Genomic DNA, 10,975 nt, shown 5'->3' with positions numbered 1-10,975 from the left:
CCCTGGTGACGTCGCCGACCCGCCTCGCGGCTCCGTCGTGGAATCCGGCGACGCATGAGATCACGTACATACGCAGGAACCCCGGGACGCCCGAACTGGTTCTCGGAGACAAGGTGCTGAGCGGAAGCGGTGAAGACGTCTTCCCGTTCCCCGCCGTATGGCTTTCGCCCGACGAACTGCTGTACACCTCCGACGGTCTGATCCGGAAGAGATCGCTGGCGGGCGCGGTCTCCCCCGTGCCCACGGTCTTCGCCTTCGACGTCAAGCGGAGCCGCTACCGCCGGCGAGTGCGGGACTTCCGGGCCGGCCGCCGGGGCAGTTCGAAGGGCATCGTCGCACCCGTCCTGGCACCGGACGGGAAGAAGATCGCCTACTGCGCGATGGGAGCGCTCTGGCTGCACGAACTCCACAGCCCCGCCCGGAAGCTCGCCTCGGGTTCGTATCTGACCGATCCGGCCTGGTCCCGCGACGGCACCCGGCTCGCCTACGTGAGCGACAGGACCGGATCGCCCCACATCTGGTGCTACGACCGGGCGGCGGGAACCCACACCCAGCTGACGACCGGCCACGGGGCCGAGTACTACCCGGCTTGGTCGCCCGACGGAAGATCGATCGCCTACCAGGACCAGACGTACGCCACCTTCGTCTTCGAGCCGGCCACGGGAACGAAGCGGCGGCTCTATCCGCCGGCGTTCCTTCCCGGCCCCCCGACATGGTCGCCGGACGGCAGATACCTGGCGATGGTCGTCGGCCGACCGGCGTCGTCCCGCTTCCGTGAAGGCGTCAACCACATCGTCGTGATCGACGTCGAGCGGGGTACGAACCGCTGGGTCGAGCCGGCCCCCGGAAAGACCCTGACGGCACGCGGGGACACGGGGCCGGTGTGGTCTCCGGACGGCACGGCACTGGCCTGCGTGATGGACGGACAGCTGTGGCTGGTGCCCGTCGCCCCGGACGGCTCGCCCACGGGAACACCACGGCGCATCACGGGGGAAACCGCCGACTCCCCCTCATGGAGCGGTGACTCCCAGCGCCTGCTCTACCTGCACCACGGCCGACTGAAGATCGTCGGCCGCAGGGGAGAACCGCTCACCGACATACCGGTCCGGCTGCCCTGGCGGATGGCCGCTCCGAGCGGCCGGACGGTCATCAGGGCCGGTGCCGTCTGGGACGGTGCCACCGACCGGCTCCGCCACGACATCGACATCACCCTTCACGGGAACCGGATCGAACACGTCGGACGGCGCCAGGGCTCCGCCCGGGGGGCGACCGTGGTCGACGCCTCCGACCAGGTCGTCATCCCGGGCCTGATCGAATGCCACGGCCACCCCGGAGTCCAGTGGCAGTTCTACGGCCGGCGGCTGGACCTGCTCTCGCTCGCGTTCGGCATCACGACCTACCGTTCCACGGGCGACTCCTCCTACCGGACCGCCGAACAGCGCGACACCATCGACGCCGGTGTCCGGATCGGCCCGCGGTTCCTCGGCAGCGGCGAGGCCCTGGACGGCGTCCGCCTGCTCCAGAACGTCATCCGGGCCACGACGACCCCCCAGCAAGCCACCTACGAGTTGGACAAACTGCTCGCGCTCGACTCCGAGCTGATCAAGACCTATGTGCGGTTCCCCTCCGATTTGCAGCAGCTCGCCGTTGCGGTCGCCCACCGGGCCGGTCTGCCCGTGTCGTCCCACAACCTGTACCCGGGTGCCGCCTACGGACAGGACGAGGTCGAACACCTCGGCTCGACCAACCGGTGCGGCTACTCCCAGGCGGTCAGCGAACTCGGACGCGGATACGAGGACGGCATCGGCATCCACATCGGTTCGCGGACCGTCGTCTCCGCGACCCTGTTCGCGGAGACAATCCTGCCCGACACCGGATTCGTCGACGACGAGCGCGTCGTCCGGCTGCTCCCGAAGTGGGCCCACGACGCCCTGATCGCCCAGCGCCAACGCATCCTGAGCACGAACCAGGGCCCGGCCCGCGCCAAGCTCGCGGCACTCGTGGACGCCTGCCTGCGCATCCACCGTGGGGGCGGCCTGGTGCGCTGCGGGTCCGACTTCCCGAGCGAAGCCCTGCCCTCGATCGGATTCCATTTGTCGCTCCAGGCCCTGGTCCGCTGGGGATTCACCCCCTACGAGGCGCTGCTCACCGCTACCTCGGTCCCCGCCCGTTCCTTCGGGCTCGGCTCGCAGCTCGGTCGGATCGAACCGGGGATGCTGGCGGATCTCGCCGTCCTGCGCGGGAATCCCCTCCAGGACATCAGCGCGGCGGCCGACGTCAGCAGGGTCGTCGCGAACGGCGTCCCGTATGAGGTCTCCGACCTGATGAACAGGGTGCCAACTGCCGTCACATGACCGAACGGGCAGGTTCACAGGCTGAGGAGCAATCAGCGGTGAGTCCCGACGTTGTCCGGTGTGCCCTTCGAAGCACAAGCCCGGCTGTTCGGAGCGGACAGGGCGCGGGAACGCAAGCACTCCCGCGCCCCACCGGCGGCGAGCACTACCGCGTGCATCCGGACAGCGCCCCCGATGACTGCATGCCCCTCATCCCTGAGCCTCTTGAGCTGCCCGGCTTTCCCCGAGCCTCGGTAGTCTCCCGCCTCAAGGTGTCTCACCGCGCTTAAGGATGCGCAGTCAGCCGTATGTGCAGTACCCACCCGATCGACCGGCTGTTCTCCTGCTTCCGCGCCAGAAGCGAAGACGACCAGGCTGACGTACCATCAGTCCGACATCCAGACGGCTCGTGCGCCAGACGTATGTCCTCTCCGGCAGTCACAACACGCGCCGCAGGCCCGCTCTCGTGTCGGTCGCAGGGCAGGTCCGCGTACATTCAGGTCGCTCGCCAGTCCACAGCCTGCGCACGCGCGGGAGGTACTCCTCATCTGGGGGCAATCCGGATTCGGTTGATCAGCATGGAACAATCCGAATGTGAGTTCCCCGCAGCCCAAGAAGCCCGTACAGCTCTGTTCCGATCCGGGATGCTCGGAGCCGACCGCGTACCGGACCCGCACGCGGGATGCGTGGTGTGACACCCACATCAGCGCGATCCTTCGCGCGGGTGGCCTGGAGCCCCTGGAACCGTTCTCCAAGTCCACAGCATGGCGGCTGACACGGTGTCTTGCCTGCGGCTGCGAGGCGCACTACCGGTTCGAGTACACACTGGAGAAGAACGCCTCGGGCGAGGCGACATGCCGGGCGTGCTTCTGGCGCCGCTGGGCCGGGGAATCCCGCCTGAGCCTGGGTTCCTACGCAAACCTCGCCCCCGTGGCAGAGGCGGCTGCGCGGGAGCATGCTGAAGCCCATGGATATGACTATCTGGCACCTCTGACCGAGCCGTCCCTGACCGACGATCCTCACCATGTCCGCTGCCGGTCCTGCCTACGGCTGAGCGCCGATCGCCTGGGTGACATCGCCTTCGGATGCCGCTGCGGCACCAACCCCCGCCGAGACCGGCAGACCTCTCCACATCCTCCGGCGCTGCTCAAGGACAGCGGGCTCGCGGCGGTGACCTGGTGGGACCATGAACGCAACGGGACCGCGATGTGGGAGACCGCCACCGTCAAGGCACGCAGGGAAGCGGCCTGGCGCTGCCCCCATTGCGACCTGGAGTTCACGAAACGCATCCTGGACATGGTCACTGTCCCGGAATGCCCCGCGTGTGAACCCGAGCGGCGGGCCGCCTGGCAGGCGGAGTACGAGCGCTACAGGTCGACCCCGGTCGCCGATGTTCCGGAACTGCTGGCGGCCTGGGCCGACGACGCCGATCCCCGGACCGTACCGGTCGCCGGCCTTGGTCCACTGCGCAAGTTCCGATGCCCGCAGGGGCACAGCCCTCGCCTGAACCCTCACAAGTATCTGACGTCGGGCTGCCCGTCCTGCCGGGGCCTGGCCACACGCGCCGAGCGGATGAACAGTGCTCCGTCCGACCGCTCTCCCGACGCGCTCGATCCGGAGATCGCAGCGCAGTGGCATCCGACGAGGAACGCCGGCATCGACCCGGCGACCGTCTCCCCGGGCTCTCGCAAGACCAGGTGGTGGCGGAACCCCGACTGCGGCCATGAATGGCAGGACACCCCGGCCGGCCGCAACAAGGGACACCGCCGGCGCTGCCCCGTCTGCCGCACCGTCCTCGACTCCCTCGCCTACCATTTCCCCGAACTGGCGGCCGAATGGTCTCCCGACAACCCACTCTCCGCCTGGCATGTGCGTCCCACGGCTCAGACCTCTTTCGTCCCGACATGGATATGTCCTGTGGACCCCAACCACATCTGGCAGGCATCCCTCGGTTCACGGGCGAGCGGCAGCGAATGCCCCCAGTGCAGAGAACACGGAAAGTCCCGCATCGAGGTCCTGCATCACGCCGCCGCCGAGCGCGCCTTCGGTACAGCCGCCTCCGGCCGAGCGCTACGCCACCAGGCGTTCACTCGGCGTTCCGTCTGGCAGGTCGACATCGTCACGAGTACCGTTCCCGGTCGCGAACTGGTCATCGAGTACGACGGCGCCTACTGGCACGCCGACAAGGCCGACCTCGACGCGGACAAGACACACGACCTGCTCGCCGCCGGGTACCTTGTGGCCCGGCTGCGCGAGCACCCCCTGTCCCCCCTGCCGATCGAGGACCCTGACTACACCGAGTTCACCGTCCACTCCACAGCCCCGGATCCGGATGCCGTAATCAACCAGGTGCAGCACTGGGCCGCCACGAGATCAAACGATTCGTCCTGACTGTTCTGCGGACGGTCCGTATCTCCACTTCATAGCGCAACTGGACGCCCCGGGGTATGTGGAGTTCACGCGGGCGCACGGGCCGTCGAGGCGGTCCGAAGGACCTGGCGTAGAACGGGGCGCCTGCGACGGTACAGATGGGCCCATTGTGGCCGGGGGCGAGCGCGGTGACGGTGGCGATGTACCCGGAGAACCAGCTAGTGCTGTGACCGGAAAGGTTCACCGGCCCACCTTTCCGGCCACAGCACTAGCCGCGCTCACCACAAGGGTGCGCAAGACGGTGTCGGCAGTGGAGGGCGTTGGCCTCCGGCCGGCCGGAGAGCGAGCCTGGCCGCACTCCACCGTGGCGTACTTCCGATCCGGCGACGTGCACGACGCCGCCTTCAACCGGCGTCTTCGTGGCATCCGCCCCGAGCGAGTCAAGGTCAGAACCGATCGCGTGCACGCCGTGTACATGCATCAGGATCTCGAACGCGGCTACTACACCCGGGAACACCTCGCAGCGCTCCCCCTGTGCGGCACGACGAACTCACGGTCCGCGAACGCCTCGACGAGCTGGCAGCTCAGGCCGCCAGGGAGGGGGACGAGCTGTGGCATGACGCGTGGGATCGGGCCCATGCGCCAGGGCCAATGCCGTTGCCTTTGCCGTGGGCGTAGTCTGCTTGGCAGTGGATCCCGGGGGTGGTTCGGGTGGCTGCGATTGTGTCTGACTTATCGGGCCTCGGCTTGTTGACCTGGGTGTATCCGCCGGGCTTGGTGGACCGGATGGTGGCTGCGTGCAGGTGTCGTGAGCAGCGTCAGCGGCTGCTTCCCGCGCGGCTGGTGGTGTACTTCGTATTGGGGCTGGCGTTGTTCTCACCTGCTCCGCATCTGGAAGTGATGCGGCACCTCGTCGGGGGGTGTGGGGCTGCTGGGCAACTGGCGTGTTCCGCCGAAGTCCTCGTTCAGGGCCCGGGAACGGCTGGGTTCTGAACCGCTGCGGGTGCTGTTCGCCACGACCGCGAAGCCGATGACCACCGAGGCGACGCCCGGCGCGTTCTGGCGGGGCCCGCGGCTGCTCGCCGTTGACGACACCTGCTGGGACGTCGCGGACAGCGAAGCGAACGAAGCCGCCTTCGGACGTCCCGGAAGTGGCCGCGGGTCCGGCAGGAGCGCGTTCCCGCAGGTGCGGATGGCGGCGTTGGTGGAGGTGGGCAGTCATGCGGTGCTGGACGCGGGAACTCACCGGCTGCCGCACCGGGGAAGTCACTCTGATGGGCCGCCTGCCGCGTTCGGCCGGCGCGGGTCAGCTCGTCCTGGCCGATCGTGAGTTCCTGGGTGTCCCGTTGTGGCATGCGTTCACCGCCACCGGCGCCGATCTGCTGTGGCGGGTGGCCGCCAACCGCGTCCTGCCCGTGATCAAGCAGTTCCGTGACGGGTCATGGCTCTCACAGATTCGGGCGAGCGGCGCCTCTGCCCGAGATCAGCCGGCCGGCGCTACACACGATGGATCCCGAGATCCCGGGCAACACGAACCCGGCCTCGGAACCCGCGGATCTGTCGCAGCCACTGTTTGTCGGGCAGGTTGGCCGGCGACAGGTGGGACAGGACCAGTGTGCGGGCGCCGGCCGCAGTGGCCACGGAGCCGACTTCCGCGATCGGGGTGTGTGCATCGACGAGCTTGTCGACAAGCGCTTCCTGCCGAGGTGAAAGGGGTGCGGGGAGAAGGTTCCTCGCCCAGTCGGGATCGACCACCTCGTGGACGAGGATGTCCGCCTCATGGGCAAGCCGCGCGACGTTGTCGGATTTCGACGTGTCTCCCGATATCACGACACTGCCGTGCTCCGAGTCAAACCGATAGGCAAACGACGGATACGTCGCTCCGTGCGGTACCAGAATCGCGGAGACCCGGACCCGGTCATCCTCGTAGACATCGAACGGTCGCATCGTCGGCGCGGAGTTGGTGTCCGGATCCACGACCAAGTGGCCGGGCAGGACGACTTCATTCACTTCGAGTTGCGCACGCGGGTCGGCCCGCCCGGTATCGCGCATGCTCTCGTTGAGAGTCGTCGCGTTTCCCGCGAGAATCGACGCCACGAGGTCGGCGAAGCCCGGGGTGGGTCTGTCGGGTTCCAGCACGGGCGGTGTGGGAACTCGCGGGTCAACGGGTGGAAGTCCAGGTCGTGAGCCCGGGCCGTACAGCCGCACCGGCCTGAAGTCGCCCCGTGCCAGGCCCATCACAGGTGCGAACAGGTACAACCCCGGCAGGTCCACGTAGTGGTCGGGGTGAAGGTGGGTGAGGAAGAAGGCGCGCAAGTTCTCAAATCCGGTGACGTCGCCCGCTCCCCCACCGAGACCGGCGTCCCGGTACCGGCGAAGTGCGCCGTCGCCGCAGTCGACCAGGTAGACCGCGCCGTCGACAACCACGGCTGTGCTCACTCCGGCTCGCGAGGATCTCGGATACCACAGGGGTCCACCGGCCGTACCAAGCGTGTGCACGCTCATTCCGGTTGGATCCGGCCGACGGCGCTGGTCATGTGGACGGCTCGCGGCATGTGCGCTCGTCGATGCTGAGAGACTTGCGAGTCCCACGGCGACCGAACCGCCCAGGACGGTCCGCCGACTCCATTCCGGTCCGATTTCTGGTCCGTTCGAACCACAGCACGGATCAAGCATGGAAACTCCCTTGTTCACTGCTCGATCCGGCATCGATGAGTCGGTTCAACCCGCCTGACAGCGACTTCGGACCGGCTCCCAGGTCGGAGATCCGGCCCGGGAATCTCAGTAGTGAGATACTTATATCTAAGGGATCCCGAGGTGGCAAGGGAGTCTGCGTCTGTGTGAACGACGATGACCTCGTCCCCTGGCCGGCCGTCATCCCCTGCGGTCGTCCGGAACCGCTGCCCCGGCGGCGAGCCCTGCGTGTGGTGGTGCCGGTGCCCCTGCCCCGAGAACGGCCCAAAGGACGCGCCCGGCGCCCTGCCGGAGACGGCGGGTACGGCGGACAGCTCCTGGCTGGACGGGGCGACCGTCCGCGGAGGCCGCCGCCGCGCCCGGGGTGAGATGGACGAGGCGCAGTACACCTTGTTCTGACGGAGTCCCGCCGGGGGAGCGGCCACCCGACGCCGGACAGCGAGAGGCCCGGCGGGGCGCGCTGGTCAGCCCCGGTGCTGCAAGGACTTCTGGATCACCTCGCCGACGCCCCTTGGGTCCGTCCGCGACCTACGGAATTCACCAAGAGGCGGAAGAGCGGCAACATAGCGACGGATCGCCGGTTACCGAAACCGGTGATCCGCTGAATGCTGATAGCTCCACCGCCACGCACTGACTAACCGTCGAAAGGCAGCAAGCAGACCAGGGGAAATTACACCACCACGAGCCGGATGCGATCGCCGCAGAGCTTGGCCATGTCGTCGATGTCGGAGGTCAGCATGACCACGGGGCGGTGCTGTCGCAGCGCGGCCTCGGCGACCGCCGCGTCAATCGCGTACTTGTGCCCGTGCAAGCCGGCACCCATCAGCAGCTCGGAGGCTGCCCTCGCCTCTACGTCGCCCACCGGGACCACGCGCAGCCCGGAGAGCACCCAGTTCAGGCGAGACTTGTTCGTGCGGGCGTGGACGGCCTCGATGATGGTGAGTGCGCTCACCACGACCTCCATGCCGCGCGAGCGCGACTCAGCGACCAGAGCTACCACCTGCTCGTCGTCGGCGAGCAGCTTCGAGAGGCCCTCACTGTCCAGGACCAGCGTCCCTTCGTGACTCAGCTTGCGGCGGACCACTCACCCTCCTCAGCGAACACCTCGTCGAAGACCTGCCGCGCCCGCTGACGAGCCTGCTCGGAGACCGGCCCCTTCCGGCTCTCGTAATCCGCCAGGTACTCGTCAAGGATCTGCCCGCGCAGCTCACGCTCGACCGCATCGGCAATGAACGCGGAGAACTCCCGCTTGCCCACCCGCGCCCGAATCGCCTCCGCAGTCCCCTCCGGCAGCGACAGGCTCACCCGTGTCGCCGGCCCTTCGCCGATGCTGTACGTCGTCTCAGCCATAGCCCAAGTGTGTCAAACGAGTAGGAAAAGCGCCACAGATCGAATCTGCACGGCCCCGGAGTCGTGAAGGGTCGTGCGGATGGAGCCCCACCCGCCCGCCTGTCGCATCGGGAGATCGCTGCCCGAAACCCAGCACAGGCTTCTCATCCCATCCCAGCACGATCCCAGCACAGTAGGAATGAACAGGGGTGATGACAGGTGACGAGGGGTCAGCCATCCCAGCACGATCCCAGCACGGGAAAAAACCAAGGGCCCGACCCCGAAGAGTCGGACCCTCTCTGACCTGCATGTTTGCCAGATCAGCGACGTGGTGATATGTCACCGGCTACACGTTGAAGCGGAACTCCACCACATCCCCGTCCTGCATCACATAGTCCTTGCCCTCCATCCGCGCCTTTCCCTTCGCGCGGGACTCCGCGACCGAGCCCGTGGTCATGAGGTCGTCGAAGGAGATGACCTCCGCCTTGATGAAGCCCTTCTGGAAGTCGGTGTGGATGACACCGGCCGCTTCCGGGGCGGTGGCGCCCTTGGGGATCGTCCAGGCGCGGGTTTCCTTGGGGCCGGCGGTGAGGTAGGTCTGGAGGCCCAGGGTGTCGAAGCCGACGCGGCTGAGGGTGGCGAGGCCGGGTTCTTCCTGGCCCATGGACTGGAGGAGTTCGAGGGACTCGTCGTCGTCGAGTTCGATCAGCTCGGACTCGATCTTGGCGTTGAGGAAGATCGCTTCGGCGGGGGCGACCAGGGCCCGCTGCTCGTTCTTGAAGTCCTCGTCGACCAGTTCGTCCTCGTCGACGTTGAAGACGTAGAGGAAGGGCTTGGTCGTCAGGAGGTGCAGCTCATGGAGGAGCCGGCCCCGCTCGGTGCCCTTGGTGATGCCGGCGGAGAAGAGGGTCTGCCCGGACTCCAGGATCTTCTGGGCCTCCTCGACCGCGGCGAGGACCGCGATCTTGTCCTTCTGGAGGCGGGATTCCTTGGTGAGGCGGGGGACGGCCTTCTCGACCGACTGGAGGTCGGCGAGGATCAGCTCGGTGTTGATGGTCTCGATGTCGTCCTTGGGGGAGACCTTGCCGTCGACATGGACGACGTTCTCGTCCTTGAAGGCGCGGATGACCTGGCAGATCGCATCCGACTCACGGATGTTCGCCAGGAACTTGTTCCCCAGGCCCTCCCCCTCGCTCGCGCCCCGGACGATGCCCGCGATGTCCACGAAGTCCACCGTCGCCGGGAGGATGCGCGCGGAGCCGAAGACCTCGGCCAGCCGGGCGAGGCGGGCGTCGGGGACGCCGACGACGCCCACATTGGGCTCGATGGTGGCGAACGGGTAGTTGGCCGCCAGCACGTCGTTCTTGGTCAGGGCGTTGAACAGGGTCGACTTGCCGACATTCGGCAGGCCGACGATTCCGATCGTGAGCGACACGTTGGCGACTTCCTGGAGTGGGGACCGGCCGGTGGCCGTGCGGCGGGGGCCCGGATATGGGCCGATCCCCCAGTTTACGGGCCGGTCGAGCGGGTCCATCACACGATCGGGGAGTCGAACGCTGCGCCAAGGTGAGCCAAAGGGCGTGTCCCGTGCCCGTTTCCCGCCCCCTTGCGGCCTACGTTGGTCACGTGGAGCAGCCCAGGACCAGTCACCCCCGGAGCAGACAACGGCCTCAGCCGCCTCTCTCCTCACCCAGCGCGCTCGCCGATGTTCCCGTGGTGTACGGGGTACGGCCGCCCACGCCGCCCGCCCGGCCGGTGCCCCCCGTGGTGCTCGCCCTGCGCCGGCTGCCCGCCCCCCGGCTGACCGGGCTCGGCGCCGGGCTGTTCACCTCCGTGACCATGCTGGTGATCGGGACGCTGGACTGGCTGCTGCTCGACGGTTCCGCCGTCGTGTACGGGGTCCTCTTTCTGCCCGTCTGCGCGCTGACCGCGCTCTGGGTGCGGGAAGCCGACCTGGTCACCGCCCCCATCGGCGTACCGATCGCGTTCGCCGTGGGGATCTTGCCGATCTCCGGCGGGGAGGGGGGCATCGGCGGGCAGATCATGGCCGTCGTCACCTCGCTGGCCGTCCACGCGGGCTGGCTGTACGGCGGCACCCTCGTCGCGGGGCTGATCACCTGCGTACGGAAGGTACGGTCGATGGCACGCCGCAGGCGCCGCGTACGGCCAGGACCGCCGCCCGGCCGCCGCTAGGTCGCCGTCCGCCGCCCGCGAGGAGAGCCTGATCCGCCGCCCGCGGGAAGGGCCTG

The 10,975-nt window shown here is 68.0% G+C and carries 9 protein-coding genes; 5 read left to right on the top strand and 4 right to left on the bottom strand.

Features of this window, described 5'->3' with window-relative positions:
- The 3 genes from ACWF94_RS21185 to ACWF94_RS21175 all read left to right on the top strand — a co-directional run.
- On the top strand, positions 1 to 2,354 hold a 2,354-nt coding region (locus tag ACWF94_RS21185; RefSeq protein ID WP_453490446.1), incomplete at its 5' end, for an amidohydrolase family protein.
- A 573-nt stretch (positions 2,355 to 2,927) separates the two neighbouring features.
- Entirely contained in the window at positions 2,928 to 4,724 is a 1,797-nt protein-coding gene (locus tag ACWF94_RS21180) for a zinc-ribbon domain-containing protein (RefSeq protein WP_453490443.1), read from the top strand.
- Between the two features lie 681 nt (positions 4,725 to 5,405).
- The gene (locus tag ACWF94_RS21175; protein ID WP_453490441.1) at positions 5,406 to 5,696 is read left to right on the top strand and encodes a transposase domain-containing protein; all 291 of its coding nucleotides are present in this window, start codon (positions 5,406 to 5,408) and stop codon (positions 5,694 to 5,696) included.
- 504 nt (positions 5,697 to 6,200) lie between these two features.
- On the opposite strand, the gene ACWF94_RS21170 is transcribed toward ACWF94_RS21175, so the two are convergent.
- Positions 6,201 to 7,130 carry an MBL fold metallo-hydrolase gene (locus ACWF94_RS21170; protein ID WP_453490438.1) on the bottom strand — a complete coding sequence of 310 codons (930 nt, stop codon included), beginning with the start codon at positions 7,128 to 7,130 and terminating at the stop codon, positions 6,201 to 6,203.
- Positions 7,131 to 7,553: 423 nt separating this feature from the next.
- Between ACWF94_RS21170 and ACWF94_RS21165 the strand changes: the two genes are divergently transcribed.
- Entirely contained in the window at positions 7,554 to 7,796 is a 243-nt protein-coding gene (locus ACWF94_RS21165) for a DUF6248 family natural product biosynthesis protein (RefSeq protein WP_453490435.1), read from the top strand.
- Between the two features lie 271 nt (positions 7,797 to 8,067).
- Here the strand turns inward: ACWF94_RS21165 and ACWF94_RS21160 are convergent, their stop codons facing one another.
- The 3 genes from ACWF94_RS21160 to ychF form a co-directional block, all read right to left on the bottom strand.
- A complete protein-coding gene (locus ACWF94_RS21160) occupies positions 8,068 to 8,481 on the bottom strand; it encodes a DNA-binding protein (RefSeq protein ID WP_453490432.1) in 414 nt (137 codons plus the stop codon).
- Positions 8,463 to 8,747, bottom strand: coding sequence for a hypothetical protein (locus ACWF94_RS21155; RefSeq protein ID WP_453490429.1), 285 nt, complete (start codon positions 8,745 to 8,747; stop codon positions 8,463 to 8,465). Before ACWF94_RS21155 ends, ACWF94_RS21160 begins: the two co-directional genes overlap by 19 nt.
- Before the next feature lie 325 nt (positions 8,748 to 9,072).
- Complete coding sequence (gene ychF / locus ACWF94_RS21150; protein ID WP_453490426.1) at positions 9,073 to 10,161, bottom strand: redox-regulated ATPase YchF; 1,089 nt, start codon at positions 10,159 to 10,161, stop codon at positions 9,073 to 9,075.
- Positions 10,162 to 10,352: 191 nt separating this feature from the next.
- Here ychF and ACWF94_RS21145 point away from each other — a divergent pair, with 191 nt between their 5' ends.
- Positions 10,353 to 10,919: a DUF6542 domain-containing protein gene (locus tag ACWF94_RS21145; RefSeq protein WP_453490424.1), complete on the top strand. Its 567-nt coding sequence runs from the start codon at positions 10,353 to 10,355 to the stop codon at positions 10,917 to 10,919.
- Positions 10,920 to 10,975: the final 56 nt, after the last annotated feature.

The sequence above is a fragment of the Streptomyces sp. NPDC055078 genome (assembly GCF_053607985.1).
The sequence above is the reverse complement of the archived record's forward strand: the minus strand, read 5'-3'. Positions and strand labels throughout refer to the sequence as shown.

Coding starts and splice junctions, on each gene's coding strand:
- ACWF94_RS21165 (WP_453490435.1), top strand. CDS start 7,554: ATGACCTCGTCCCCTGGCCGGCCGTCATCCCCTGCGGTCGTCCGGAAC.
- ACWF94_RS21155 (WP_453490429.1), bottom strand. CDS start 8,747: ATGGCTGAGACGACGTACAGCATCGGCGAAGGGCCGGCGACACGGGTG.